This is a genomic window from Collinsella ihumii (genome assembly GCF_900046475.1).
Classification (GTDB): Bacteria; Actinomycetota; Coriobacteriia; order Coriobacteriales; family Coriobacteriaceae; genus Collinsella; species Collinsella ihumii.
In genome coordinates, this window is the sequence record NZ_FCOU01000003.1 from 103,089 (window position 1) to 129,900 (window position 26,812).

Sequence of the window (26,812 nt, forward strand, 5' to 3'; positions counted from 1 at the left end):
TTCGCTCAGCCGCGCGCCACGAGCGGGGCATCCGTCTCGCCTGCGCACCCATCGGTATCGATATCCCCGCCCTCGAGCAGCAGGACGATATCGGCATGGAAGGCCAAGCCTTCCGAGGAGAGCTCCAGCTCCCCTCCGGTCACGGCGATCGACGCATTGGTGTGCAGCGCGTCGCGCTCGGCATCGACGGCGAGCGCACCGCCCGTCACCAGCAGATTCGATTCGGTGCTGATGCCATCGTCACCCGCAGAGAGCGCCACCGACCCGCCGGAGAGGTAGGCGAACCCGGTCTCGGGATCGTCCTCGTCCTTCACATGGATGCCGTCCTTGCCGGAAGATACCGCCAGCTCGGTCCCCTCGCCCACGCGCACGCTCTTGCGCGCCTTCACGCCATGCCGGGATGCGGTCACCGCGAAGCTGCCGCCGCAGAAGGCGAGGTCGCGGTTGCATACGATGCCGTGCCCCGCGGGCGAGCTCACCGTGAGCGCACCCGACCCGTTGAACGTGAGGTCGCGGCGCGAGAAGACCGCACCGTCCACGTTCACGTCGTCGACGGGCTGGAAGGCGCCCTTGCTGACAAGCATGTTCTCGCTGCCCTGCCCGAGCGTGACGTAAACCTTGTCGGCCTCAAGCACGAGCAGGGCGGCCGAGTTCGAACTTGTCACCCGTGCGCCGTCGAGCACAAGGTGCACCTTGGCGTCCTCGGGCGCGTCGACGACGATCGAGCCGTCCTGCAGCATCCCGGAAACGCGATAGATCCCCGCCTCCCGAATCGTGACGACCGGTCCGGACACGTCGACCGCCTCGTCCGGGCACGTCGCCCCCGCGCCGTCCAGCACGATATCGACGACCTCGTCTGCCGCAAAGGATGCATCCCGGTCGCGTTCTGAGAACATCTTGTCGTCGGTGGCGTCGCGAACCTCTGAGCGAAGGGCCTCGAGCACCTCCTTCTCGGCAGCAGAGCTCTGCTGCTCGATGGCGGGCGCATCGGTTGCTGCAGACCCGGCGACATCATTGCCGGAGCAGCCGGCCAGCAGCGCAAGCGACGCCAACGTGGTCGCAATCGCACGCGTCCCCTTCATGCGCGCTCCCCTCCTGCCATGAGGTACCATATCCGTCAAGGAGGAACCATGACCGATCTTGCCGAACCCCCTGTTATCCATCCTAGCGCATTCGTCGCCGAGGGAGCCGTTATCAGCGGCGACGTGACGCTGGAGCGCGACGTGAGCATCTGGCACAACGCCGTGCTGCGCGCCGACTGCGACCGCATCGTCGTCGGTGCTGGCAGCAACATCCAGGACGGATGCGTCGTCCACGAAGATCGCGGCAAGCCCGTGGTCATCGGGCGCGACGTGACCGTCGGACACGGGGCGATCATCCACGGCTGCACCATCGGTGACGGCACGCTCGTCGGCATGGGTGCCATCGTGCTCAACGGCGCGCAGGTCGGGGCGGGATGCACCATCGGAGCGGGCGCGCTCGTCACGCAGGACACCGTCATCCCCGACGGCTTCCTGGCGTTCGGAAGCCCGGCGCGCGTCGTCCGCAAGCTCACCGAACAGGAGCAGGAAGCCAATATCCGCGGCGCCCGCCGCTATGCCGAGGAGGCGCGCCTCCTGCGGGATGACGAAGGGCGCTGATCCGCCCGCCGCAGCGCATATCGGGGGACGTACCTTCCGCATGCAAGGGGCGCGCTTTCGGCGCGCCCCTTGCATGCGGAAGGTACGTCCCCCGATATGCACCGGTCCCCTAATCGGCCTCGGCCTGCTCCTCCAGATAGGCGTCGAGGCGGTCCTCGACGTTTTCCTGCAGGTTGCGGTAGAAGAACTGATAGTCGTACAGGTGGTAGACACCGTCCTCGAAGATCGAGAGGCCGGCAGGATACTCGTCCTCGGACACATCGGGCACCTTGAGCGCGCCGCGCTCCTCGTCGATATAGGCGCCGGTCAGTTGATCGATCTCGCTCGTGATCTCCCCGCTGTAGTCCGTGAAGCACGCGCCCTCGTTCAAGCTCCTGTCGGCGGGCGTGCCGTCCGTTTTCCAGTTCAACGGGTTGATGGCAAACGTCTTGGTCCCCTCGGGAATCAGCAGCGAACCGTCCGTCTCCGGGGATTCGCTGTTGAACGATACGATCACGCCGGTATCGTCCTCGCCCTGCGCCATCTCGAGCTGCGGATACTCATCCACCTCATCGGCCGTTACGCGCCAGCCGATGGCGTAGCAGGCAACAAGCTGGTCTTGCAGCCCCTCCTCGTCAAAGCGGTCCTTCATGAGGCGGATGCACATATCGGCACCCTGCGAGAAGCCCGCCAAGATGATGGGCCTGCCGTCGTTGTAGTGCTCGAGATAATATTCGAACGCCGCCTCGACGTCCCGGTAGGCGATCTCCAGATAAGGCTCGCGCTCTTCCTCGGGCAATTCGTAGACGTTGAGGCCGATTTGCTGATAGTACGGCGCAAAGAAGCGGTTGTCTTCCTCGGTGCCATCCTGGTCGTAGATGCCCTTTTCCATGTTGATGGCGCCGACGAAGCTCTCCTTGGTCTCCTCGTCGTCAAGCGGCATGTTGTTCGCGTCGTCTTCGCCCGCATAGACCGACGGGCAGACGAAGAAGACGTCCGCATCCCTTCCCGCAACATCGGTCTCCAAATACGCCCAGTTGCCGCTCTCCGCGTAGTCGGTCACGACGGGCGCGGACGTGCCGCAGCCGGCCGCGAACAGGCACGCGCCCACCAGCGCCATGGACACCGCAGGAAGCTTCAAGCGAAGGCTCGATGATCGCCTGCTAATCCCCTTCATGGACCGCCCCCTCATGCCGGAATGAACAAAGATGACCCCGTCCCGAACCGTTTCATGTTATCCGTTCAGCAGCGCCAGGATATCGTCGCGGCTGAGCGATGTCGAGCGCACGCCCTCGCCCGAAAGCAGGCCTTCGGCAAGCTCGCGCTTGGACTCCTGCATGGCGACGATGCGCTCCTCGATCGTGTCCGCACAGATAAGCTTGTAGACCGACACGTTGCGCTCCTGGCCGATGCGATACGCGCGGTCGGTCGCCTGGTTTTGCGCAGCCAGGTTCCACCACGGGTCGTAGTGGATCACGACGTCCGCAGCCGTGAGGTTCAAGCCGACGCCGCCCGCGCGCAGCGAGATGAGAAAGACCGGCGCCTCGCCCGCTTGGAACCGCGCGACCAGACGGCGGCGCTCTTCCTTGCTGGTCGACCCCGTCAGAACAAAACAGGAGACCTTCGCCTGCGCCAACCGGGTGGCGATGATGTCGAGCATCGAGGTGAACTGGGAGAACAGCAGCACCCGATGCCCGCCGTCGATGGCGCTCGACACCAGCTCGAGGCACATGTCCAGCTTGGCGCTGCCACCCGCGTAGTCCTCGTAGGCAAGCGACGGGTCGCAGCAGATCTGGCGCAGGCGCGTGAGCTCGGAGAGCACCTGCAGCTTCTTTCTCCCGAACTCCGCCGGCAGCTCATGGGAGATCTGCCGCGCCAGACGGTCTTGATTCGCCTGATAGAGCTTGAGCTGTTCACCGGCCATGCGCGCGACCAGGATGTTTTCGGTCTTTTTCGGAAGATCGCGCAGCACGTCGGTCTTGAGGCGACGCAGGATGAACGGAGCGACCAGGCAGCGCAGGCGCTCCGTCGCGCGCTCGTCTCCGCCTTCGACCGGCCCCTCGTACGCCTTGGAAAACGCATCGCGCGAGCCGAGCACACCGGGCATGAGGAAATCGAAGATGCTCCAGAGCTCGGCCGTTCGGTTCTCGATCGGCGTGCCCGTCAGCGCAAAGCGCACACGGGACGGCAGGCGCTTGGCGGCACGGGCGACCTGCGTCACCGGATTCTTGATGTATTGGGCCTCGTCGAGGATGACGCGCGCGAACGCTTCCTGCTCGTACAGGTCGACATCGCGTCGCATCAGGTCGTAGGAGGTCACCAGCACATCGTGGTCGCGCGCCGCAGCGATAAGCTTGCGGCGCGCAGCCTTGGAACCCAGCACCGCGACGACGTCGAGCGCCGGCGCGAACCGCTCGAGCTCGCTGGTCCAGTTGTACACCAGCGATGCGGGGCACACCACGAGCGTCGTGGCGCTATCGGCCTTATCCGCCGGAACATCCGCCTTCTCCCCCGCCTCCTTGCGCGCAAGGATATGGGCGATGACCTGCAGCGTCTTGCCGAGTCCCATGTCGTCGGCGAGAATCCCGCCGAAGCCGAAGCGCTCGAGCATCTCGAGCCAGCGGAAACCGTCCTGCTGATAGGGGCGCAGCACGCCGGCAAGGCTCGCCGGCACCTCGAAATCGGCGTCGGCGAACGTGTCGAAGTCGCGAATCAGGGCGCGGAACTCGTCGTTGCGCGACAGGCGCAGGCCCGGCGCGTGCCTGAGCAGGCCGTCGACAAACAGCGCGCGGTTGACGGGCAGGTCGCTCACGCCCGCCGCGAGGTCGGTTGCGTCCACACCCAACCCGTCGGCAAGCTCGCCCACGGCCGCCACGCCTTCGCCCAGGCGCATGATGTCGCCGTTTTTGAGGCGCACGAACTTCTGCTTTCGCTTGTACGAGGCGAGATAGGCCACAAGATCGGGAGCCGACAGCCCGCTCGTGTTGACGGCGACGTCGAGCAGCCCGCTTGTCACCGTGGCGCGCACCGTCAGATTCGGGCTGTCCTGCACGTGGATGGACCGCAGGCGTTCCGAAAGAAGCACCTCGCCCAACTCGTCGAGCTCATGCAGCCCTTCCGTCAGCAGGTTATAGAGCAGCTCGTCATCGTCCTCATCGAACCCGGGCAGGTCGCCGGCCTCGATGATGCCGCCCGGGAAGATCGCCTCGACCGCATCCATGACGCGGTATTCGGCGGCGCGGTCGCGAACGGGCTCGACCGCGCGCACGGTCGATGCCGGCGGCACCCAGCGGATATGCGCGGCCTGACGCTGGGCCTCGCCATACAGCGACGCCTCCCAGGCACCATAGGCGACGGTTGCATCGCAGGCGACGCGGCCGTCATCCAGGCCCACCTTGAACGTGAAGATGGGCTCCGGGGGAACGAGCGCATCCAGCTCGGCCGGCGCCTCCAGATCCGTCGCAGCGCGCAGGGCGGGCAGGATGTCGCGACAGAATGCCGGCAGATCGTGCTGGGCGACATGGAGCTCGATCTGACACGGCAGGATCTGCGCAAGAAACGCTCCCGCACGCTCCGCGTACTCTGGTGAACAGCGCCACGCATGCTCCTCGTCCAGCAGGTACATCCTGTTACCAACCGCGAACGGAAAGACCGATTTGGGCGCCTTCAAGCTGCATCCGCCATCGGGCGCAAGCTCCAAACGCGTGTGGATCATCGGATCGCCCGGCTGCACACGAAGCGTGCGCGATGCTCCGCGCGACCCGTACGGGCCATCGTTCGGCTCAAACGTGACCGTTGCGCCGTCGAGCAGGTCGAGCATCTCGATCAAGTCGGCTGCGGCCATCGGCAGCTCCTTGATCTCGGTGCCGCTCCCCGCCTCTTGGTACTTCCAGCGCGAGAGGAACAGCGCCCGCTGGCTCGCGACGACACGCGATACGAGTTTCAGCAGCTCCCGGGCGCGTTCCGTGAACGCCTCGGGCGTATGCGCGAACGACAGGTTCTTGCCATAGGTCACCGTGGAGCCGCTGCGCCACGCATCCACGAGCGCGGAGATGTTCATGACGACATACGTGGCGCTTCCGCTGCGCACGCGCAGCTTGATGCACCAGGTCTGCTCACTCGACGAATAGATGCTGTCGCGGGCAGGCAGGATGGTGGGCAGCAGCTCGACGGGAGCGGTTGCGCCGCGCGGCGCACGTCCGAATTCCGATCGAGCACGCCGTGTCCCGGACATGAGGCGAGTCGACTGCTCGTTCAGCAGACGGACGATCTGCGGACTCGTCGGCATCTGTCGCGCACGACGGGATGCGGGAGCGGAAGCCTTGCGCCCAAGGCGTGCCGCGTAGGCGGGACCGACCCCGTTGCGAGCAAGATAATCGAGCACGAGGGCGATCTCATGCTTGCACATGCCGTCATAGTTCTCAGCCGCCGGACAGGTGCAGGAGTAGTCGAGCATATCCCCCGAGTCCGCATCGAGCTGGACATCGGTGCGGTAGCGCTCCCCATGGGAGCCCTCGACACGGCCGGTCAGCGAAACCGTCGACCCAAGCGATCCAGCCACCAGCTCGAACTTGCCAACCGCACCGCCTTTTGCCAGCTGCAGCCCCCTGCCGTACGTCGACGACAACGCAGCCTCCGCACGCAGACCCTCGATAATGCGATCGGCATCCATGGCACGCCCCCTTCCGGTTCGATCCCCACAAACTATACCCGACCGCGCGGACATGCACCTGGGCAAGGCCGTACCGCAACGCGGGTACAATAGGGCGATCGAACAATCGCAACGAACGGAGGCGCCGTGTACAAGGCAAAGCAGATGATCGTGATGCGCCGCGACCTGAAGATGCGCAAGGGCAAGATAGCGGCGCAGGCGGGCCACGCCTGCGTAGAGGCCGTGCTGCTGGCCCTCGTGCGCGATGAGCGCCTTGACGATATCCGCGTGTCGGGGGATGACTGGATCACGCTCACGCCGACACCCATCGCCCTGGAAGACGCCACGTTCGATGTCGAAACCGGCGAGATCAGCGCCGATGCTGCCCTATCTCCCCTTGAGGCATGGTTCTCCGAGGGAGTCGCCAAGGTCTGCGTGTACGTCGATTCGGAGGAAGAGCTACTCGACCTGCACCGCCGCGCGCAAGAAGCCGGCTTCATCTCGGCGCTCGTGCGTGATGCCGGCTACACGGAGTTCCACGGGGAACCGACCTATACGTGCCTCGCGCTCGAACCGCTCTATCCGGAGCAGGTCGATCCGCTCACCGGGGAGCTGCCGCTGTACTGAGCGGGACCCGCGCGCGGGATGGGCAAAATCGGGCCCATTACCGTATTAGCCAACCAGCCCGGGCCGGCCGACCGCATCCGGATTACGATTGGTCCGGCCCGCACGGGGCGGGCCGCCGGCGGAGCCGGCAGGCACGAGAGCGCCTGCGCCAAGTGGATCACGGTGTCCGCCGACGCTTTTGAGGTGTCCCTCTGCCGCCGCTCGCACTGCTGGATGGTTCTTATCGGCACCTCGGCCAGCTCAGCGAGCTCCGCGCTGCTCCTCTGGAAGTATGTCAGAGCAATACACGTAGGCGATGTGCGATGCACCGCAGGGCCGATTCCACGCCTCAATACATCCAGTTCGTTGGATAGATTTACCACTTTACCGATATCTGTCTAGTAAAATGGATACAATTGAGATGTCTCCTTGGTTTATCTATTTGGTTGGACAGATTGGACTCACCCATGACAAACCAGCCGGTCATCGTCCCGCGCCCCCAGGCAACCGAATGGCTCCTCCGCTGGAAGGACCGTGACGTCATCAAGGTTGTGACCGGCCTGAGGCGCTGCGGTAAGTCAACCGCGCTCAAGCTGGCCCAGCAAGCCCTTGGCGAATCCGGCGTGGACGAGGGGTCGATTGTCTCGATTGATCTTGAGCGCATGGGCTTTTCCGCCCCCACCACGCCACAGGAGCTCTACGATTACGCTGTCGCCCGCATCAGCTCCCCGAACTGCTACGTGTTTATCGACGAGCCCCAGCGCATCAAGGGCTTCGAGCGAGCAGTCGACGCGCTGTACGCACGCGAAGACTGCGACGTTTACGTCACCGGCTCGAACTCCGATCTGCTCTCGAGCGAGCTTGCCACGCTGCTTACCGGCCGTTATGTTGAGTTCCGGCTCCTGCCGCTCTCGTTCGCGGAGTATCGTGACGCCCGTGCAGCCCTTGCGGAGGGCGCGGACGATACCGAGCTGCTCAACCGCTATCTCTCGCTGGGGGGCATGCCGTACGCCTCCCTCCTGCCCACCGAGAACGTGTCCGAGTACCTTGACGGCGCGCTCAACACCATCCTCGTCAAAGACGTGGCGACGCGGCACCCCCGCATCAGCATGCCAGTCCTGCGCGCTCTTCTCGCCTTTCTCGCCGATAACGTGGGAAATCGCTTCTCGTTCAAAACGATTGCGGACACGCTGACGGCCAACGGCTCAAAAGTCTCCCCAACCACCGTCGGCGAGTACCTCGACGCGCTCATGGAGTGCTACCTCGTCTTCAAGGCCGACCCCTATGATGCCAAGGGTCGGCGCCTGCTGCAGCAGGGGGGCAAATACTACCTCGGCGACCTTGGCTTCAGGCACCTGCTGCTCGGACGCGACGGCAGCGACCTCGGACACCGTGTGGAAAACGTCGTGTACCTAGAGCTGCTGCGGCGCTACCACACGGCGCGCGTGGGGCGCGTGGGAGATTTGGAGATCGACTTCGTTGCCGAGCGCGAGGGCAAGCCGCATTACTATCAGGTCGCGCTGTCCGTACTGGACGAGGCGACGCTGCGTCGCGAACTGCGTCCACTCGAGCTGCTGGGGGACGCCTACCCCAAGACGCTGCTCACCCTGGACCGCATCGGCGCAACGGACCATAACGGCATCGAGCAACGCAACCTCGTTGATTGGCTGCTGGAATAGGTTGGGAGCGCGCTCCTCGGCAGCAAGGCTGCGGCGCTCGTATGAAACGTGTACCGCTGCAGACTCGTAAAACTTGAGACGCGAGCGAAGTTGCGCGCACAGTCGGACTAAGCGGCTGATCTGATCGGCGGCCGTCGGGAAGCGTGCCCGGCGGCCGTCGAAGCTGTATACGTACATCCTGATGTATATCTAGGCCTATTGGAACGAAAAAAGCTCGGAGGCCATATGACCTCCGAGCTGCAAGTTCTTGGTCGCGGGGGCAGGATTTGAACCTACGACCTCCGGGTTATGATGAGCTTAAAAAATATCACCTGATAAAGCACCCTGTCACAGTATTTCACCTGATAAATCGCAGTTTCGCTTTTCACGGTATTTAACCCCATTTCACCCTGTTTCACCGCCTGATGTACATACAATCGTACATACAACTTTGCGAGACTTTCACGGTATTTAACCCTGTTCCACTTGCTCGCGGAGCGCCGTCAGGTCGGTGAAGTCGGTGTAGCGGGACCGGTTCATCTCGGGCGAGTGGCCGAAGTAGGCAGCGCGGCGCTCGACCGGCACGTGCTTGTCAGCCCACTCGGAGTTGAGCGTTGTGCGCCACACGTGCGTGCCCACCTCGCGCAGAAGCGGGATGTCGAGCTCGTCTGCGAGCTCGTCGTAGAACGCGCGGACGGCCTTCTGGCAGTTCCCGCGTTCCCACACCTTGCCGGTCACGGGCGTGGGGAACAGCGGGGTGTCGGGCTCCTTCGGGAGCCTCCGCAGGCGGCGGCGCAGGCGCTTGACCACGCGCTCGTCGAAGACGGGCACCTCGCGGCCACGCTTGGTCTTCGACGCCTCGGGCAGCACCTCGAGAATGAACATGCCGTCGCGCGTGTAGACGTTCTCGCGCTTGAGCAGGCGGCACTCGCCGACGCGAAGGCCGCAGGTGGCCTGCGTGAGCGTCATGTCAATCAGGTTGAGCCGTTTCGCGGTCATCTGCTCGGCGGACCAGCGCTTTCGCGCGGGTGCTGTCGGATTCATTTTGAGCAGGTGGTTGACCACGCGGCGGCGCTCTTCCGCGCTCAAGGCCTGCCCGCCCTCGGGCTTGTCCTCGCCGCGGTGCGGCTTGACCATCTCGTCGGGCACCGTGACCTCGAGCGTGAGCGGGCGAAGCGGGTTCGACGCGATGACCTGCCGGTTGCGCGCGACCTCCATGACGTAGCGGCTCACGATCTTGGCGGCTTGCTTGGCTGACGGGTTGCCGTGATTCACGGCGATATCCTTAAATACGTTGCTGAGCGTCGCCGGCACGATGGCATCCTTGATGAGCATGCCTTGCGTGCGCTCATGGAAGAGAGTGAGGCAGCGCAGGTAGCGCGCCTGCGTCCTCGGCCTGAGCGGCGAGGCGTACTCGTTGGCCTTGACGCTCGCGATGCAGACCTTATCGACGAACTCGCCCATGTCGTTGTACATGTTCCAGTTGCCGCTGCCCGGCAGAAGGTGTAGGTCGCGCAGCTTCCGCGCGTGCGCCCGCGCCTGCTGCGTGCACGCGCGGGTGTCGTTCCCGACCGTGCGGGTGCAGTGCTTCGATACGGTGCCGTCGAGGTTGATGTACCATTGCATTTCACAAAAGGTCTTCTTGTGCGTGACCTTGTGACCATTGACGGTCTTGGTTTTCTCCTTGGTGTATTTTCTCGGCTTCGATTCGGCGATGTTGTCTTCGCCGATTTCCAAACGTCGACGTGACATAGATGCTCCTTAGAGGTCTGATGTACATACAATTCTAGCGCAAAATGCGATTGACGCGTGATGAGCGTAGTGATACATTAAGCGTGAACCGTATACAGCAGGGGCGGCGGGATGACCACCCGCTAAGTCTCGAAGAGCATCGCTCCATAAGCACCGGGGTTCGTCGTCCGGCCGGAGCACTCGCCGACCGCTCGGCACAGAATGTGCAGCGGTGAACCGCGACAGCGCGGAAGGACTGGCGACCGAGCCCCGCTTTTTGGTAAATGTCGAGCTGCCGAAACCGACCCTAGAAGGGGGTGTGGTTTCGCATGTCGACTCCATCGCTTGTAACAAAGGAAGGTAAGGCGTTCATCGTCAGCATTGACGATCTCGACGCCCTCGCCGTCGACGAGCACCGCGCCGCCGAGATGCTGTCGCTCTCGGTCGGCACGCTGCGCAATTGGCGCTGCCGTCGCTCGAAGAACGGCCCGAAGTGGGCGCGTCTCGGCGGCCGTGTCGTGTATCCCGTTGAGTGGCTCAAAGAGTGGTTGAACAGCTGCATTGTGCAGGGTTAATCGAGGGCGGTGCTTCCTATGAATAAAACGGAAGAAGTCCGCCCCACGCCTGCCAGCGTATCCGGGACGGACTCCAACACCAAACCTAGTTGTGATATTACTACAACTAATGATTTGGACATACATATAAGTAAAACTAATAGTGACGAACACGCAGCGCACGCGTCTGCCGACGCGACCGATGTGGTCGACGACGCCCCCGAGTCCGTGGCAGCGGACGACGAGGCGGTAGACCTCAAGGCTCAGTCCGCGTCGGAGGACGACGGGCCGGACGCTGACGGCTATTACCGCGTGAACCGCTATATCCGCGCGCGCCAGCCCAAGATTATGTCGAAGTCGCTATTCCAGATCAGCGTTTCACAGTTCGTGATTGACGACATCGTCGCTAAAACCACGAACATGCAGGTCAATCTTCCACCGCTGCCAGAGGACCTCAAGGACGAGGACGAGATGGAGCGCTGGAACGACGAGTACGCGGCGTATCAGCGGCAGATCATGCCGCCGGCGTTCGCGTGCGAGCAGCTTGTCCCCGAGCTCCGCCGCTACTGCGAGAATTGGGCCGACGGCCGCTTCCCGGGCGTGAGAGAGTCCATGGCTGTTATCGAAGCGGTGCTCAAGCGCGAGACGAGAGTCTACGACCCGAAGCAGAAGAAGAACCCGTGGGTCAAGGTGCCTTCGGGCATGATTCCCTTGTACCAGCGCGACTACGATAAACGCGTCAATCCGGGCCACTTCCCCATGCCTTATATCGTCGCCCAGCTCCTCGAGTGGAAGGGGCAGTCGTTCGGCTCGCGCTATATCTACGGTGTGGACGGCGAGCGCGGCGAGGGCATGCTCATGCAGCGTGACTCCTCGAGCAAGGGCCCCTACCGCATCATCGAGGGCCCGCTGGGCCCGAAAGAGGCGAGCCCCGAGATCATGCAGATGGTGCAGCCGTTTTTGCCGGGGTGCACGCACGAGACGGCGATCGCGGTCTACCAGCAGCTCGTGCAGCTCGTCCCGCGCGTGCCCGTCAAGCGCGAAGACCCGCGCCTCGTGGCGCTGGGCAGCGGCTGGATGATTGATCCTATTACCAAGCGCGGCCGCCGCATGACCGATGACGACGTCATCAACGGCTGCCTCGCCGGCCTCACGTTCGGCTGCAACGAGGACGGCACCATCGAGCGCGTGCCCTACCCTTACATCTGCGAGGACGGCACCGTCGTCTACGACGACCCGACCTTGGCCGAGGAGCACGGCGGCGTGGCGTTCGACCCGCTTTCGTGGCTCGAGAAAATCATGCCCGACCCGCTCGGGCGTGGGACATGGTGGGGCATCATTCAGGCGTCGGCGACCCCCGGGGTTGACCGCGGGAAGGCGGTGTTCCTAATCGGAAAACCCCGCGCCGGCAAGGGTTCCACGCTGCTAGTCGTCCGTGAGGCGTACGGCGGCGACAACGCTCGTCGCGGCGTCATCGCAGGCGTTTCCCTCGACCAGATGGGCAAGCCGGAGTACGTCACCATGACGCGCGGCGCGTCGGTGCTGCTGAGCGACGAATCGAACCCCTCGGGCTACGTCAGTGATTCCGGCTACCTCAAGGCGTGGATTACCAACGATATTATCGTGTCGCGTGACCTGTATAAAAGCGCCATCATGTGGCGCAATCATGCCTTTGGCATCTGGTGTCTCAATAGTGAAGTCGGTTTCAACGACAAGACCGAGGCGATGTTCACGCGCACCCTCATGCTCGCATTTAACGAGAGCTGGGCGGGTCGCGAGGATCGACGCATGCGCGACTGGGTACAGCATCCGGCGGTCGTGAACTGGATTTACTATCACGCCATCGTCGAGATGGACTTCATCGGCGAGCTCAAGGAGAACGCCTACACGCTCGCCGCGAAGCAGAGGTACCAGTTCGCGACCGACCCGCTGCGCCAGTTCGTCGAGGAGGAGCTGCCGAAGCTCGGCAAGAGGACGCCGCTCGAGCAGGTATACGACATGTACAAGTGCTGGGCTCAGCACAACAACCCGACGGGCAAGCCTGTCGGCAAGGCCAAGTTCTGCGACAGTCTCGAGGAGATCGTCGAGAAGGGCGACAAGTTCTACGTGCCCCGCGATTCCGCAGGTAAACGTGCGGCCTACGACATCCGCAAGAACTGTAACCCGGACGAGTCGGCGCAGTACCTCGAGGACGCGACGCTGTACTGCACGCGACGTGAGAGCGGCGAGTGGACGCCCGCGAAGCTCCATGCATGGTGCCGTCGCTCGACGCTCCCTGACAGCCGCAAGCGCGGGTGGCTCTTCCGCGTGGACGACGGTCCCGACGGCGGTGACAACGGCTTCGATGATACGCCCGAGACCACGCCCGACGACACGTCTACGTGCACGTTCGAGGAGGCGAAGCCGCTGTTGGATGCCGTCGAGGCCTCCGGGGCGTCCATCGTCGCCGACGTGGGCGGCGAGCTCGACCCCATCGAGCCCTATTGCGCGCCTGCGACCGCGGACGAGTGGGTCGCGGCTGGTCGCGTGAGCGCGCTGCTGAAAAGCGAGGGCCTGTTCCCGATCGGCGACTACACCCCCGTCGGCACGGGCCGCAACGTGCCGAATAATCACGCGGGCCGTGAGCTGATGCTGCACGTGCCCGGCATCGGCCCGTGCGTCCTCACGCCGGACTACCCCGATCGCGCCCGGAGCGAGCTGCTGAGCCGGATGCAGAGGGTCACGACCGACGATATTCTCCGCATCAGCGAGGACGACACGAGCAACGAAACCCCAGCTCAGACGCCTGACCGGCTGTCAGCGCCCGCTGACGGCGAGGAGAGGGCCCCCGCGTCCACCGGTGAGCCCGCCCCTGCGAACGAGCCGCCAGCAGGCTCTGAGGCGGCCGCGTCGCCCGACACGCAGCCGGCAGCACCGCTGAAGAAGCCGTCAGCGCGTGCTCAGGCCCGTAAGCCGGCGCGTGGGCCGCGTCCTACCGAGTCCGGCGGGTTCACGTGGGCTCCTTGGCCGCCGTCACCGCCCGCCGAGCCGGCACCAGGCCCAGACCCCGCCCCGAGCGCGCCCTAGCGCTCACCCTGCACGAACCAGCCCGCGCACTCCGCGCGGTGCGCGGGCTCCTAACCACCCTCAACGATTGGAGATCCACCATGACCATTCCTACCACCACCACCAACGTCGTGTCTATGCGCGACTTCGGCCGTGGCGCGCTCTGCGACGCGCTGCGTCACGCGGGCGCATCCGACGAGGCCCTGCAGCGGCTCCGCCGCAGGTTCGCCGAGCTCGACGACGTGCAGGGGCAGGTTCTCGACGTGCTCGGCGCGTCCTACGCCGACGAGGCGGCGTTCGCCGCCGAAGCGCCTCTTTGCGGCTCGTTCGACGACGACCCGGTCTATGAGGAGGTGATGCAGAGGTACCAGGCCGAGCTCGACCGGCTCAGCAGCACCGTGGCCGGTATCAAGGACGCCCTGCGCGAGCAGGTGCGCGACATCATGGCCGGGCTCGGTGCCGACGGTGCCGTCGAGGCGATGGGCCATGTGCTGCGCGCGTACGTCGACCTCTACGGCCGCGAGACCGGCCTCAAGCCGCCGCAGATCCGCTGGCAACCGACCGAGGAGACCGTCGCCTAGCGCCAACCCCCCGGCCCCAACCGGGATGTTTCTCGTCGTGCCCGGCTCCGCGCGCGGAGCCACCGCGTCAAACGACGCGGATACGAGCGAAGAGCAACCGTAACGACAGTAAGGAGTGAGTGAACGATGAGCGATCAGATGACCGAGAGCACCGAGCAGCGGGCCGCGATGCCTGCTGCCGATGTGCGCGAGGGCGCGGCGGACGTGACCGCGAACGAGGCGGCCGTGAGTGCCGACGAGGTCACGGACAAGTCCGCTGCGGACGGTGAGGGCGGCGTCGAGAAGACGCGGCTCGAAGCGGCCGAGGAGAGCGTCGCGAAGCTCGAGCAGAGCTTCAAGGATGCCGAGGCGCGGATTGCGAAGGAGACGGCGGATCATCGCCGTCGCATGAGGAACCTGCGCGGCAACCGCGACGCTCTCGGGCAGGCGCTCGAAGCCGCGCGCGTGCGTGCGGAGAACGAGCGCCTGCGCTCCGAGCTCGAGCGCATCCGTCGCGCGGGCTCGGGCGCGTAAGCGCCGGCATGCGGGCATCTGTCCCGCACGCGGCGCGCACGCGCAGCGCGGCGAGCGAGCACGGCAGTCCCCCGTGAGTGGGGCGTGAGTGCGAGCGAGACCGCGCATGTGTCGCCGCGCCGTCGACGTTGCGAGCACATCGGTGCGAGTGACGAGACGGGCGCGGCGACACGGAGCCGCGAGCACATCGGTGCGAGCGGCTTTTGGGACGGCGTGTTATCGCCGGCCGAGGGGGTGCCCCTGCGGCGGGGAGCGCAGCTTCCCGAGAGCAGGCCCGTCGGACTTCTGGAGCGAGCCATCAGGCGAGCAGAGGAAGTCCTACGGGCGCTGACCTTAGGACTTTGGGTCGGATGTTTCCGACCAGAGTCCTAGCGCCTTTTGGCGCACGCACGCGAGCCGATGCTCGTGGGCGCTTTTCCTTCTGCGGGCTGATGCCCGCGAGAGCACGGGGAGCTCCGCGAGCCGTGCGTCGCATCCCACGCGTGCCCATGCACGCGAAGCTCACACCATCACGGGCCGATGCCCGCATGTATCTGTTCCACGTCCATTGACGAGAGGAGTGATTCGAATGCCATCGTTCGGCTGCGGCGTGTCCGTCATGACGATGAACCAGACGGGCGCGTCGTCGATGAACACCATCGCCGCGACCAAGGCCTGCGCCGAGTTCGGCGAGGAGCGCGCCTCACTCACGGCGAACCTCGACCGCTCGCGCTCGGCCGGCAACGAGTACCACTTCCCCGATGGCTGCGGCAACTCCGGTGCCGCGCTCGGGAACTGGTTCCTCGAGCAATTCGAGGATTACGCCAAGGGTTACAAGGAGGAGCACGGCCGCCGCCCGCCCGTCTCGACCGCGCTCGGCGTGACGACGGTCGTCACGCCCGACGAGGAGGCGGTCGCGCAATGGGACGAGCGGCTGCGGAGCAAGTTCGTGCGCGATGCCGTCGAGGTCCTGGAGCTGTGGTATGGTCGGCCGCTCGACGGATGGGCGAAGCACGTCGACGAGGGCGCGATCGAGGAGCGCGGGCTCACGCGCTCAGACCCGCTCGGCGACGAGGGCCTGCACATCCACGGCGCGGGGCGTCTGGTCGACAAGCTGCCGGACGACGACGCACTCGTGAGGTACCTCGGCGCGAAGGGCGCGAAGAACCACAGCGACCGCTATCGCGGGAAGAACGACGGGTGCATGTACCGCACCGGCACCATCCTCAACAAGGGCAAGCTGCATCTGCTCCATCAGATGTTCGCGATCGAGATGGCAGAGCGCGGTTGGCGCGAGCCGGTCGACGAGAAAGACTTCGAAGCGACCGGCTGGTCGATGAAGCCGCACATCACCGGCGCTGAAAAGCGCGAGCGCGAGAAGCAGGGCGAGGTGTTCCCCGAGGCCGGCCGTTCCGCGAACAAGTACGCACGTCAGGCGAAGTGGGTGCGCAAGCAGAAAGCTGCGCAGGAGGAAGCCGAGGACGCGCGCGATGCTGCGCTCACCGAGGAGGCTAACTCGAAGGCTCGCCGCGAGCACCTCAAGAACGACGAACGCGAGGCACGCAAGGCGTACAACGAGGTCCAGCGCGAGCTCTCGGATGCGCTCGATGACCTCGAGCAGGCACGCTCCGACCTCGAGACGGTGCAGATCCAGCAGGAGTTCGCCGAGCTCAAGCTCCGCGAGGCGAACCAGATGAGGTGGGGCAGCGAGTGCCGCGCGGAGCGCGCCGAGGCCTATGTCGACCTCGTCACGAACGGCTACCGGCCGCCTGCGGGCGTGACGTTCATCCCCCTCGAGGCACTGCCGCCAGAGATCCGCCGCCTGCGCGGCTACATGGACGGCGACTACGACGAGGAGGAGCTGCTCGAGGAGTTCCTTTACGAGGGCGAGCTGGACACCGACGCGGTCGGCGACCGCCTCGCGCCGCTCGAGGAGGACTACGCTCGCGAGCACGGCGCGGGCGTGGGCTACAGCACCGACCGCGGCATCTACCTCGTCGACCTGCCCGAGGACTACGTCTCGGAGGACGGTGAGACGCCCGACGAGATGGATGATGGGACGTACAGGAACGAGTGCGCGGAGTACACAAACGAGGTCGTTTCAAAGCTGGTTCAGTTCGCCGAGAACGCCGGCATCGACCCGCTGCGGCCGCAGATGCCGCTGCATGAGCGCGAGAAGGCCGTCGAGGTGAGGGAGCGCGAGCTCGACGAGCGCTCCGAGCGCATCGGCCGCGAGCTCGAATCGGCGAACGCGAGGATCGACGGCGCGAAGCGCGAGGCGGAGGGCATCAGGTCGGGTGCCGAGAGCGACGCCGCGGATATCCTCGCGGCCGCGAAACGCGATGCGGAGGGCATCCGAGCCGGCGCACGGGCAAAGGCCTACGCCGAGGCGAAGGAGGAGGCCGGCGGGCACGTCGACCGGTACCTCCGGCGCATCGTCGGCGCGGCCTCGATGATCGCCTCGATGGTGCTGAGGTACATGCGCCGAGAGCTGGACCTCGGCGAGGGGTTCGACCGCGCCGCCGAGGTCTGCATCGGCACCCTCCAGGAGCTCTCGGAGCAGGACGTGCGCGACGCCCGATGGGGTGGAGACCCGCGCAACAGCTATACCAACCGCATCCAGCGCGGCGTCTCGAGGTTCTTCCGAGACGAGCTGGGGAGCCGGCTCGACGATGCCGCCCGCGAGGACGGGCCGGCCGAGGCCGCTCCCGCGAGCCCCGCTTTTTTTGGTCAAGTCCGTCTTTCTGAAATGATCACGGAAAACTTTCGGGTTTGGGCACGCAACTTTTTCGGGTTCGGTCACGGGCGCGCCGCTAGCTTCCCGACTTGCCCAGCATGAGTGACTCCTCGAGACGGTGGCTTGGGCCGCCGAACTCGACGAGCCTGCCGTGGTGGACGACGCGGTCCACGATCGCGGCGGCGAGCTTGTCGTCCGCGAAGACCGTGCCCCACCGGCTGAACTCGACGTTCGTGGTGAACACTATGCTCCTCCTTTCGTAAGAGTCGGATATGACCTGGTAGAGCAGGCGCGCGCCGTCGACGTCGAAGGGGACGTAGCCGAACTCGTCGAGGATCACGAGCTCGGCCCTGCCGACGTCCGCCAGCAGCCTGTCGAGCGTCCCCTCGCGCTTCGCCTTGCCGAGCTGCAGCACCAGCGCCGCCGTCTGGAAGAAGCGCACGGGCACCCCGCGCCGGGTCGCCTCGATGCCGAGGGCCGTCGCCACGTGCGTCTTGCCGCGGCCGGTCGGGCCGTGGAAGACGAGGTCCTCGGCGCGCTCCACGAAGTCGAGCGAGAGCATCTCACGGCTCGACCCCAGCCCTCGGGAAAGCGCACGTTGGACCAGTCGAACCCCTCCACGGCCTTGGGCACGGGGAAGCGGGCCTGGCGCAGCAGCCGGGCGCGCTTCGACCGCTCGCGGGACTCGAGCTCGCGCGCGAGCATCCCCGAGCACGCGGCGAGCTGGCCCGGGGTCGCCGTCTCGAGGAACCACGCTATCGTCGCCTTCGATATGAACAGCGACCTGGCGCGCGAGGAGAACTCCTCGCGCTCGGCGTCCGGGATCCTAGGCACTGGCGGCGCCCCCCTCCAGCAGCTCGAAGGCCCGGTCGTACCCCGCGAGGTCGACCGGCTCGTCGTACTCGACGAGCGCGTCGCCGGCGGCCGCCCTAGCGGCGGCGAGCTCCAGGGTGGCGGCGTCGACGCCGCCCGTGGCCCCGAGCGACCTCAGCGCGCCCTCCACGGTCGCCGCCCAGCCCCGCCTGGCGCTCACGTCGCGCAGCGCCCTGAGGTCGGCTCCGAGGTCGGCGGGCGACTCCGAGTCGAGGAACGCCACGAGCTGCTCGGGCAGGGACCCCCGCACGACGCTGTCGCGCCAGCCGCCGGGGCGCACGCAGAGCAGCCTCAGCTGCAGCATTGGGTCGGCGGAGTCCGTCGGCGCGTCGCCCCACTCGCGCGGGTACTCGGCGACGACCTCGCCTCCGGCGCCGACGACCGTGACGTCGAAGGCGCCCATCGCGACGGCGACCTCGCGGGAGGCGTTGACGGGCCCCGCCGAGTAGCGGTGCTCGCCGCCCGCCCTGAACGAGCCCTGCTTGTCGCACCTCCTGGTGAGCCACGTCACGCACGCGAACGGAGCCGCGGGCAGCGGCGAGAGCGCGGCGCGGTCGTCCCCGAAGAGCTCGGACTCGCTCGCGCCCTTGCGGTAGTGCGGCTTGCCGTCCGAGAGCGCCAGGCACGTCCCGAGCAGCCGCTCGTTGTAGGCCTTCACGTCCCAGACCTGCGGGACCGGGACGAAGAGGTTGCGCCTGAGCGTCCCGACCTTGTTCTCCACGGAGCCCTTCTCGTTCCCCGAGTAGGGGTTGGTGAAGCTGTAGTCGAGCCCGTAGTGCGCGGCGAACCGGCGGAAGAGCGCCGAGGTCCTCATCTCGGCGCCGACCCTGCGGCCGACCTCGGTGGCGTTGTCGAACACGGCCCGCAGCGGCACGCCCCCGAGGAACTCGAAGACGTCGCGGAGCCCCTGGCAGACGCACTCCGCGGTCTCGCCCCAGAAGACCTGCGCGAGCCCGACGTTTGAGTGCGGGAACGTGACCACGAGGAAGTGGCCGCGGGTGACGACGCCTCGCACGCGGAAGTCGGCCTGCCCGAAGTCGACCTGGCACTCGCCCGGGAGCCAGTCGAGCAGCAGGAACCCCTGCGCCTCGCGGGCGTCGAGCTCGGCGGCGAGCTCCTCGCGATCGCCTCCGCACGTACCTCCTGACGGTCGAGTACGAGCCCTCGAAGCCCTTCTCCGCGACGAGCCGGTCGAAGACCCTCTTCGCGGTGTGGCGCTGCTTGTACCAGCAGCGCCTGTCCTCGAGCAGCCACGAATCGACCAGCGCCGCGAAGGGCTCGAGCAGGGGCGACTCGGGCGCCCTGCCGACCGCCGGCGGCCTCTCGGAGAGGTCGGTCTCCCTCAGGTACTTCCTCACCGTGGGCTCGGAGACCCCGGTTTCCCGGGCGATCGAGGCGACGCTCGCCCCGCCCCTCCCGAGCCTTCTGATATCGTCGATCTTGTCCACGCCGATCATTTCCTTCCCGGCCTCCCATCGTCGCAACCGTAGCAGCGACAACGTTAGGCCCCGTTGGGGATGGTCGGCGTGCCCATGCCCAAACCCGAAAGTTTTTCGTGACCATTCCCGAAAGCTCCGGGTGATCAAATCCGCAAGTCAGACGTTATCAAACACAAGCGGCCCGTCACCCCTCTCGGCGCGGGCGCGCTCGATGCACCCCGGCGTCAGGTCGAGCTCCGAGGGGTCCAGCACCTCGACGCCGAGCCCGTCGAGGAGCGCCCGGGCGGCGTCCTCGTAGTCGTCGCCACCGGCCTCGGCGACGGCCATCATGAAGGCGAGCGAGCCCCTCGGCTCGGAGTTCACGTGGCTCATCAGCAGGGCGCAGTCGGCCGGCGCCAGCCGGTCGAAGGATATCCCGCGGCCCTTCGGCAGCAGCTTCCTGATCTCGACGTGGTTGCGCTCGCAGGAGCCCTTCTGGTCCGAGCGCATCGGGTCGCAGTAGAACAGCCTCGTCTCGCCCGGCCGCTCGCAGAGCGCGGCGGCGATGCCGGCCTCGTCGGCGAACTCGGAGCCGTTGTCGGTGAGCACGACGGCGAAGACCCGGCGCACGCCGTCCTCCCCGAGCAGGGCGCGCAGGGCGCCCAGCGCGCGAACGGTCTCGGCCGAGGTCTGGGCGGCCATCGGCAGCGCCAGCTGGAACCTCGTCGCCCTGTTCAGCAGCGTCAGCACGACGGCGGAGTCGCCGGAGCGCCCCTCGACCGTGTCCATCTCCCAGCGTCCGTCCCGCGCGTCCCGCGGCAGCGCGAGGAACGCGGCGTGCGACCTGCGGTCGGAGTGGGGCGTCGGCCTGCGCGGGACCTTCCTCCTCCTCGGCTTGTAGCCGACCTTGCGCCGCAGCTCCATGTTGCTCATGCCCCCGTAGCCCTCGTCGGCCCAGCGGTATATCGTCGACTTCGAGACGCCGAGCGACGGCCTCGTGGCCGCGATCTGCTCCGGCGACAGGCCGCGGGCGAGGTCGGAGCGGATGACCTCGAGCTTCATGGCCATGCCCTCCTCGGTCTCGTCCACGCCCCTGCGCGCCCCCCGGAGCTCCTCGTCGGCGAGCGCGTGCGCCCTCGCCGCGCGGTAGACGGCCTTCGGGGTCCTCGAGCAGCCGCACGCCCTCTTCCTGCACCCGTTGCACACGCCCGGCGACCTCGCGAGCAGGCCGCACAGCCCGTCCGGCCCCTCCGCGGGGAACCGCTCGCCCTCCATGCCCCTGGGCCTCAGGTACACCCTGTTCCTCTTGACCTCGCGCGGCACCTCGGCGAGCGACTGCTCGATCATGCGCGCGATCTCGCGCATGCTCTCGCCCCCGTCCAGGCCGCGCTCGATGCCCCGCCTGTCGTCGAGCGTGAGCCTCGGGTAGGCGCGCCGCGCGGCGAGCGGGGCGGCCTTCGCCCTCTTCGAGCCCTTCATATTCCGGCCTCCTTGCCGGGGCCGCCGACCGGCCCCACGCCCCAAGGATTCCAGAACCCAGCGCAACGCGTTGCGCTGGGTTCTGGAATCCTTGGGGCGTGTTGCACTGAGGTTGAAACTCTACGAAAGCGCTTCTATCGATTTTCACATTGCGGAAAACCGCATATGGAGGCCTCAGTACATCTTTCTGATGATATACTGATTTATTTATGGTTCCCGTTTCAGTCGACTGGCGTGAACGGGATCGAACGACCTTGGAATGGACCGCCGCCGTACGGCGCAGGATACGCAGCTGGGCTGCCCCGGTGGACGCGGCAGCCCCTGCAGGCCGATCGGATGCGGCACCCGCCGGAACCCGACCCGGTGCCCGGACGAGACGCCCCTACTCCGCCAGCTTCTCCACGCCGTCAAGGACCTTGGTCAGGGTCTTCTTTGCCTGAGCCTTGGTCTTCTCGACCTCGGCATGGGTCTTGGCCGCCTCCGCCGCACGGCGCTCGGACTCGGGATCGGGAACGACCAGATCGCTCGCATCGTGCTGCACCATCGTAAGCGCGTGCTCCTCGCACACCTCCGCGCACAGCCCGCAGCCGACGCAAAACGTCGGCTCGACGGTGAAGCGGCCGGCGCCGACCAGGTCGGTCGCGTGCGTGGGGCAGATGCGCACGCACTCGCCGCACAGCGTGCACTTGGAGAAATCGCACTCGGGCGTGCTCACCTGGATGTTCTGGGCGAGCTCGGGATGCTCCTGCAGGGTGGACAGCACGAGCTGGCGCCCCTGCGTCAGCACGCGGCGGCGCTTGGCGGTCGTGGTGCCGCAGGCCTCCTTGAGCGCCTTTTCGAGCGCGGAGATCTTTTTCGTATGGTCGCGCAGGCGCTGCGCCACCGACGTCACGGCGGCCGTGGCGGGGTTCAGCTTGCTCACCGCGAGGCCAGTGGTCTTCATGATGTTGTCCATGAACTCCTTGCGCTCATATTCGCGACGCTTCTCGCACTTGAGGCGCTTGGGATCGACCTCCAGCCCGAGGCCTGTGCCCGCCCACTCCTCGGCGGTGGCGATGGCGTCGCCCAAGATCTCCTCACCCGTCGTGTTCTTGCAGTTCGTGCAGATGTCGAGCGGCAGGTACACGCTCACGTTGGGATAGTCAGCCATGATCGAGAACCACACCTCGGGCTTGACGTCCCCGATGCAGGCGACGACCACCTCATTCTCACGCGGGACGCGGCGCAGGGCGCGCGTGCACGTCACGTACGCCGTCTTGTAGGCGGCCGCGGCGCCGGCGATGGCGTCGTACAGGCGCTTGGGCTGCAGGCGCTTCGCGGAGATGGCCTCTGTGGGGCACACCGACGTGCACAGGCCGCACTTGCGGCACATGTCCTTGATGTCGATGCTGAACTCCTCGATATCGATCGCCTTCACCGGGCACGCGTCGATGCACGCGCGGCAGCTGCTCTTCTCGTAATTGCACAGCAGGCACGGGATCGAGTTGCCGCGCGGCTTCTCCTTGTAATCGGCAGGGTTCCACTGGGGCGCCTCCTGCTCCCCCGTCCCCATGATGGCGTCGGTGACGCCGCCGAGCGGATTTTTCAGGGCGCTGATGCCCTTGCTGATATCGATAATGTCATCGAACAGATCGTGCTGCTCTGCCATGCGAATCTCCCCTGTGCTCTGCAGATGGGCCCTCGGGCCACAGTACACAATTGTCTCATTGTACCGTGCCCGACGGCCTTGCGACCGATAAGGGGACAACTCCATGTCGAAGATGCCCCGCGAGGCAGACGCGGCATGCGCGAGGGGCGCCCCGCTCGCTCGTCTCGAACGGGGCGCCCCTGAACGAAATGCCATCGCTATCGCGGCACCTAATCCACCGGGCCGCGGTAGAACCTGCCGAAGAAGTCCTCCGAGCGGAACACGTTGATCACCGCGTGGTCGTCGTGCGCGCGCACGAGCGCGACGATCTCGCCCACCTCGTAGGACGACACGACCGTCTCGATGATCCAATACGTCTTGCGGCTGTAGCCTCCGATCACCTCGAAGCACGAGGAACCGTGGCGGAACTTCTCCGTGTACGCCTCGAGAACCTCGTCGGGCTTCTTGGTGGTGATGCGCAGGGTCATGCGGTCGTAGCGGTGGTAGAACGTCTCGATGGTCTTGGTCGAGATGAACTGGAAGATGATCGAGAACGCCGCCGAGGTCCAGCCGAACAGGTATCCGAAGATGAGCAGCATGACGCAGTTGCCCGCAAAGATGAATCCCCAGATGGACTTGCCCGTCTTGTTGGACACCATGAGCGAGATGAAGTCGGTGCCCGCCGTGGACGCGCCGCCGCGCAGGGCAATCGCGATGGCGAGGCCGTAAATAAAGCCGCCGAACACCACGAGCAGGACCGGCTCGCGCAGCATGGGGTCGAAGTCCATGAAGCGCAGAAGCGTCGAGGACAGGAATACCTGGATCATCGAGAAGACGACGAAGCGCTTGCTGATGCTTTTCCAGCACAGGATGGCGACGGGGATGTTGAAGACGATCATGCCGAGCGACGTGGGGAAGCTGAACCCGAACATCGAGGTGATGCGGTCGACCAGGATCGCCAGGCCCGTGAAGCCGCTTGAAAGCAGGCCGGCCGGCTGCACGAACACCTGGATGGCATAGGCCTGCAGAAACGCGGAGACGATCACGAAGCACAGCGTGATGACACGGCGGACGATCGCGCGGCGCCTCAGGCTCTTCAGGCGCTCGAGCTCCTTTTTGGCGTCGACGACAACGGGGGCGTTCCCGATGCGCTTTTTGCCCTGGCGCATCTCGCGCTCGTGGGCGCGGTCCTTGATGCGCGCGCGGGCGTCCGCATCGCGCACGTAGGTGCCGCCGTCGGACCTATCCCAATCCTCAGCCATCTCTACCCTCCGGCAAGACAAGACAAAGCTGGTCACTTCCGCCGCACCATGATAGCCGAAAGCCCCCGCCGGGCACCGGAAGACCGCCGACCGACCCCTATTTCCGCCAAGCGGCGCATGGCCGAGCCGCCTGAATGGGTCATTTGGGGACGGGTTCGTTCCAACCCATCGGCGGCCTGCGCGGCCGCCGATGGGTTGGAACGAACCCGTCCCCAAATGACCCATCCCAGCCTCCAAGAGCGCCGTCACGGGCCCGAACGCAAAAAGGCTCCGGGAGGATTCCCGGAGCCTTTTCGATCGATATGCTCAAGCCAGATTAGGCTTAGTACATACCGCCGCCCTGCGCGTTGGCGGTAGCGGCAGCGATAGCATCCTCAAGCTGCGTGTTCTTCGGCACGTCGGTGACGGTGGCCTCGGTGATGAGGATCAGGCTGGCGACAGAGGCGGCGTTCTGCAGGGTGGTGCGGGTGACCTTGACGGGGTCGAGCACGCCCATCTCGATCATGTTGCCCCACTCGCCGCTCGCGGAGTTCAGGCCCTCGCCCGCAGGCAGAGAGGCGACCTTGTCGACGACGACAGCGCCCTCGTAGCCGGCGTTCTTGGCGATGGTGGCGACAGGAGCGGTCAGCGCCTTCTTGATGATGTCGATGCCGATCTGCTCCTCGGGGTCGGAGATCTCGATGCCCTCGAGCGCCGGGATGGCGTCCATGAAGGCCACGCCGCCGCCGGCGACGATGCCCTCCTCGACAGCAGCGCGGGTCGCCTGCAGGGCGTCCTCGACGCGGTGCTTGATCTCCTTGAGCTCGGTCTCGGTGGCAGCACCGACCTTGATGACGGCGACGCCGCCGGAGAGCTTGGCCAGACGCTCCTGGAGCTTCTCGCGGTCGAACTCGGAGTCGGTGTGCTCCAGCTCGCCCTTGATCTGGGCGACGCGGTTGGCGATGGCCTCCTTGGTGCCGGCGCCACCGACGATGGTGGTGTTGTCCTTGGAGACGGTGACGGACTTGGCGGTACCGAGCATGTCGGCGGTGATGTCGGCGATCTTGATGCCGAGCTCGTCGAGCGCGGCCTGGCCGCCGGTCAGGCAGGCGATGTCCTCGAGCATGCGCTTACGACGGTCGCCGTAGCCAGGGGCCTTGACGGCGCAGACGTTGAGGGCGCCGCGGATCTTGTTGAGCACGAGGGTCGGCAGGGCCTCGCCGTCGATGTCCTCGGCGATGATCAGCAGGCTCTTGCCGGCGCGGGAGACGGCCTCGAGCACAGGCATGATGTCCTGGACGTTGGAGATCTTCTGATCGGTGATGAGGATGTAGGGATCCTTGAGGCTGGCCTCCATGCGATCGTTGTCGGTCACGAAGTACGCGGAGACGTAGCCCTTGTCGAACTGCATGCCCTCGACGGTGTCGATGGTGATGTCGAAGGTCTGGCCGTCCTCGACGGTGATGACGCCGTCCTTGCCCACGACGTCCATGGCGTCGGAGATCTTGGCGCCGACCTCGGGGTCGCCGGCGGAGATGGTGCCGACAGACGCGATCTGCTCCTTGGTCTCGACCGGCTGGGCCTGCTTCTTCATCTCGGCGACGACGGCGTTGACGGCCTTGTCGATGCCGCGACGGATGGCCAGCGGGTTTGCGCCGGCGGCGACGTTGCGCAGGCCGTCGTTCACGATGGCCTGGGCGAGCAGGGTCGCGGTGGTGGTGCCGTCACCCACGGTGTCGTTGGTCTTGGTGGCGACCTCCTTCACCAGCTGGGCGCCCATGTTCTCGATGTTGTCCTCGAGCTCGATCTCCTTGGCGACGGAAACGCCGTCGTTGGTGATGGTCGGAGCGCCGTAGGAGCGCTGCAGGGCGACGTAGCGGCCCTTGGGGCCCATGGTGACGGTGACGGCGTCAGCCAGCGTGTTGACACCCTTGGCGAGCTTGGCGCGCGCGGTGGTGTCGAACGTAATATTCTTAGCCATGTTCTATTCCTCCAAGTGAAGATTCAAATGAGAAAGCGAATGCGACTCGTGCTACTCGACCACAGCGTAGATGTCGTCGGCACGCATGAGGAGGTAGTCCTCGCCGTCGACCTTGATCTCGTTGCCGCCGAACTTGCCGTAGATGACCTTGTCGCCGACCTTGACGTCCATCGGCACGCGCTCGCCCTTGTCGTTGAGCTTGCCGGCGCCCACGGCGATGATCTCGCCGCGCTGCGGCTTCTCCTGCGCGTTGCTTGCGATGTACAGACCAGAGGCGGTCTTCTGCTCAGCTGCATCCGGCTTGATAAGAACGCGGTCTCCAAGCGGCTTCAGGCTCATGCTGATTCCTCCTTAGTGCGCTGGCGAGCTCTTTTGCCCAGCTCGTACCAGCCTTGCCTTACGTACGCCATGAATAATACCCACCTGACCCGACTTATACAACGCAAAGTCAAAAAATCTTAAGTATCGGCACTTAGATTTCTTCAGTGCTCAAACATGCGGTTGCATAATCACGGCTTT

Annotated in this window: 19 protein-coding genes; 8 read left to right on the top strand and 11 right to left on the bottom strand. The window is 65.7% G+C overall.

From position 1 onward, the window contains the following. Positions 1 to 5 precede the first annotated feature (5 nt). Positions 6 to 1,082 (bottom strand): carbohydrate-binding domain-containing protein, encoded by a 1,077-nt coding sequence (locus BN3789_RS12240; protein WP_066829169.1) that lies wholly within the window; start codon positions 1,080 to 1,082, stop codon positions 6 to 8. Between the two features lie 48 nt (positions 1,083 to 1,130). Between BN3789_RS12240 and BN3789_RS12580 the strand changes: the two genes are divergently transcribed. Next, the gene (locus BN3789_RS12580; RefSeq protein ID WP_066829171.1) at positions 1,131 to 1,640 is read left to right on the top strand and encodes a gamma carbonic anhydrase family protein; all 510 of its coding nucleotides are present in this window, start codon (positions 1,131 to 1,133) and stop codon (positions 1,638 to 1,640) included. Between the two features lie 109 nt (positions 1,641 to 1,749). On the opposite strand, the gene BN3789_RS01755 is transcribed toward BN3789_RS12580, so the two are convergent. Together BN3789_RS01755 and BN3789_RS01760 are read right to left on the bottom strand one after the other, a co-directional pair. Further along, a complete protein-coding gene (locus BN3789_RS01755; protein WP_066829174.1) occupies positions 1,750 to 2,796 on the bottom strand; it encodes a DUF3089 domain-containing protein in 1,047 nt (348 codons plus the stop codon). A gap of 57 nt (positions 2,797 to 2,853) precedes the next feature. After that, on the bottom strand, positions 2,854 to 6,291 hold the full coding sequence (locus BN3789_RS01760; RefSeq protein ID WP_066829177.1) for a DEAD/DEAH box helicase: 3,438 nt from the start codon (positions 6,289 to 6,291) through the stop codon (positions 2,854 to 2,856). A 144-nt stretch (positions 6,292 to 6,435) separates the two neighbouring features. On the opposite strand from BN3789_RS01760, the gene BN3789_RS01765 reads away from it, so the two are divergent. Together BN3789_RS01765 and BN3789_RS01770 are read left to right on the top strand one after the other, a co-directional pair. Continuing rightward, positions 6,436 to 6,897, top strand: a complete 462-nt coding sequence (locus BN3789_RS01765; RefSeq protein ID WP_066830251.1) for an aminoacyl-tRNA hydrolase — start codon at positions 6,436 to 6,438, stop codon at positions 6,895 to 6,897. A 446-nt stretch (positions 6,898 to 7,343) separates the two neighbouring features. Continuing rightward, positions 7,344 to 8,555: an ATP-binding protein gene (locus tag BN3789_RS01770; protein ID WP_066829180.1), complete on the top strand. Its 1,212-nt coding sequence runs from the start codon at positions 7,344 to 7,346 to the stop codon at positions 8,553 to 8,555. A 450-nt stretch (positions 8,556 to 9,005) separates the two neighbouring features. On the opposite strand, the gene BN3789_RS01775 is transcribed toward BN3789_RS01770, so the two are convergent. Further along, on the bottom strand, positions 9,006 to 10,286 hold the full coding sequence (locus tag BN3789_RS01775) for a tyrosine-type recombinase/integrase (protein ID WP_229254126.1): 1,281 nt from the start codon (positions 10,284 to 10,286) through the stop codon (positions 9,006 to 9,008). 308 nt (positions 10,287 to 10,594) lie between these two features. On the opposite strand from BN3789_RS01775, the gene BN3789_RS01780 reads away from it, so the two are divergent. From BN3789_RS01780 to BN3789_RS01800, 5 genes are all read left to right on the top strand, one after another. Then, positions 10,595 to 10,840, top strand: a complete 246-nt coding sequence (locus BN3789_RS01780) for a helix-turn-helix transcriptional regulator (protein ID WP_066829186.1) — start codon at positions 10,595 to 10,597, stop codon at positions 10,838 to 10,840. A 183-nt stretch (positions 10,841 to 11,023) separates the two neighbouring features. After that, a complete protein-coding gene (locus BN3789_RS01785) occupies positions 11,024 to 13,885 on the top strand; it encodes a primase-like DNA-binding domain-containing protein (RefSeq protein ID WP_079989018.1) in 2,862 nt (953 codons plus the stop codon). 80 nt (positions 13,886 to 13,965) lie between these two features. Then, complete coding sequence (locus BN3789_RS01790) at positions 13,966 to 14,445, top strand: hypothetical protein (RefSeq protein WP_066829189.1); 480 nt, start codon at positions 13,966 to 13,968, stop codon at positions 14,443 to 14,445. Between the two features lie 126 nt (positions 14,446 to 14,571). Continuing rightward, a complete protein-coding gene (locus BN3789_RS01795; protein WP_066829192.1) occupies positions 14,572 to 14,958 on the top strand; it encodes a hypothetical protein in 387 nt (128 codons plus the stop codon). Positions 14,959 to 15,526: 568 nt separating this feature from the next. After that, complete coding sequence (locus BN3789_RS01800) at positions 15,527 to 17,776, top strand: hypothetical protein (protein WP_066829196.1); 2,250 nt, start codon at positions 15,527 to 15,529, stop codon at positions 17,774 to 17,776. Here BN3789_RS01800 and BN3789_RS13395 read toward each other — a convergent pair. The 7 genes from BN3789_RS13395 to groES all read right to left on the bottom strand — a co-directional run bounded on the left by BN3789_RS13395 (position 17,751) and on the right by groES (position 26,632). Continuing rightward, positions 17,751 to 18,236 carry an ATP-binding protein gene (locus BN3789_RS13395; protein ID WP_324608420.1) on the bottom strand — a complete coding sequence of 162 codons (486 nt, stop codon included), beginning with the start codon at positions 18,234 to 18,236 and terminating at the stop codon, positions 17,751 to 17,753. The two genes, BN3789_RS01800 and BN3789_RS13395, sit on opposite strands and share 26 nt — an antisense overlap. Before the next feature lie 264 nt (positions 18,237 to 18,500). Next, positions 18,501 to 19,805, bottom strand: a complete 1,305-nt coding sequence (istA, locus tag BN3789_RS01810) for an IS21 family transposase (protein WP_202615063.1) — start codon at positions 19,803 to 19,805, stop codon at positions 18,501 to 18,503. Between the two features lie 337 nt (positions 19,806 to 20,142). Next, positions 20,143 to 21,444, bottom strand: coding sequence for an IS30 family transposase (locus BN3789_RS01815; RefSeq protein ID WP_066829199.1), 1,302 nt, complete (start codon positions 21,442 to 21,444; stop codon positions 20,143 to 20,145). 382 nt (positions 21,445 to 21,826) lie between these two features. Next, positions 21,827 to 23,092, bottom strand: coding sequence for a 4Fe-4S binding protein (locus tag BN3789_RS01820; protein WP_066829202.1), 1,266 nt, complete (start codon positions 23,090 to 23,092; stop codon positions 21,827 to 21,829). Positions 23,093 to 23,301: 209 nt separating this feature from the next. Further along, complete coding sequence (locus tag BN3789_RS01825) at positions 23,302 to 24,333, bottom strand: YitT family protein (RefSeq protein ID WP_079989019.1); 1,032 nt, start codon at positions 24,331 to 24,333, stop codon at positions 23,302 to 23,304. A 322-nt stretch (positions 24,334 to 24,655) separates the two neighbouring features. After that, entirely contained in the window at positions 24,656 to 26,293 is a 1,638-nt protein-coding gene (groL, locus tag BN3789_RS01830) for a chaperonin GroEL (RefSeq protein ID WP_066829205.1), read from the bottom strand. 51 nt (positions 26,294 to 26,344) lie between these two features. After that, a complete protein-coding gene (groES, locus tag BN3789_RS01835) occupies positions 26,345 to 26,632 on the bottom strand; it encodes a co-chaperone GroES (protein WP_066829208.1) in 288 nt (95 codons plus the stop codon). Positions 26,633 to 26,812: the final 180 nt, after the last annotated feature.

What these genes read in the sequence shown, in the direction of transcription:
- BN3789_RS01815 (WP_066829199.1), bottom strand. Translation starts at nt 21,444, where the DNA reads ATGAAGGGCTCGAAGAGGGCGAAGGCCGCCCCGCTCGCCGCGCGGCGC.
- BN3789_RS01775 (WP_229254126.1), bottom strand. Translation starts at nt 10,286, where the DNA reads ATGTCACGTCGACGTTTGGAAATCGGCGAAGACAACATCGCCGAATCG.
- BN3789_RS01795 (WP_066829192.1), top strand. Translation starts at nt 14,572, where the DNA reads ATGAGCGATCAGATGACCGAGAGCACCGAGCAGCGGGCCGCGATGCCT.
- BN3789_RS01765 (WP_066830251.1), top strand. Translation starts at nt 6,436, where the DNA reads ATGATCGTGATGCGCCGCGACCTGAAGATGCGCAAGGGCAAGATAGCG.
- BN3789_RS12580 (WP_066829171.1), top strand. Translation starts at nt 1,131, where the DNA reads ATGACCGATCTTGCCGAACCCCCTGTTATCCATCCTAGCGCATTCGTC.
- groL (WP_066829205.1), bottom strand. Translation starts at nt 26,293, where the DNA reads ATGGCTAAGAATATTACGTTCGACACCACCGCGCGCGCCAAGCTCGCC.
- BN3789_RS12240 (WP_066829169.1), bottom strand. Translation starts at nt 1,082, where the DNA reads ATGAAGGGGACGCGTGCGATTGCGACCACGTTGGCGTCGCTTGCGCTG.
- BN3789_RS01780 (WP_066829186.1), top strand. Translation starts at nt 10,595, where the DNA reads ATGTCGACTCCATCGCTTGTAACAAAGGAAGGTAAGGCGTTCATCGTC.
- BN3789_RS01820 (WP_066829202.1), bottom strand. Translation starts at nt 23,092, where the DNA reads ATGGCAGAGCAGCACGATCTGTTCGATGACATTATCGATATCAGCAAG.
- groES (WP_066829208.1), bottom strand. Translation starts at nt 26,632, where the DNA reads ATGAGCCTGAAGCCGCTTGGAGACCGCGTTCTTATCAAGCCGGATGCA.
- BN3789_RS01755 (WP_066829174.1), bottom strand. Translation starts at nt 2,796, where the DNA reads ATGAAGGGGATTAGCAGGCGATCATCGAGCCTTCGCTTGAAGCTTCCT.
- BN3789_RS01760 (WP_066829177.1), bottom strand. Translation starts at nt 6,291, where the DNA reads ATGGATGCCGATCGCATTATCGAGGGTCTGCGTGCGGAGGCTGCGTTG.
- BN3789_RS01770 (WP_066829180.1), top strand. Translation starts at nt 7,344, where the DNA reads ATGACAAACCAGCCGGTCATCGTCCCGCGCCCCCAGGCAACCGAATGG.
- BN3789_RS01825 (WP_079989019.1), bottom strand. Translation starts at nt 24,333, where the DNA reads ATGGCTGAGGATTGGGATAGGTCCGACGGCGGCACCTACGTGCGCGAT.
- BN3789_RS13395 (WP_324608420.1), bottom strand. Translation starts at nt 18,236, where the DNA reads ATGCTCTCGCTCGACTTCGTGGAGCGCGCCGAGGACCTCGTCTTCCAC.
- BN3789_RS01790 (WP_066829189.1), top strand. Translation starts at nt 13,966, where the DNA reads ATGACCATTCCTACCACCACCACCAACGTCGTGTCTATGCGCGACTTC.
- BN3789_RS01800 (WP_066829196.1), top strand. Translation starts at nt 15,527, where the DNA reads ATGCCATCGTTCGGCTGCGGCGTGTCCGTCATGACGATGAACCAGACG.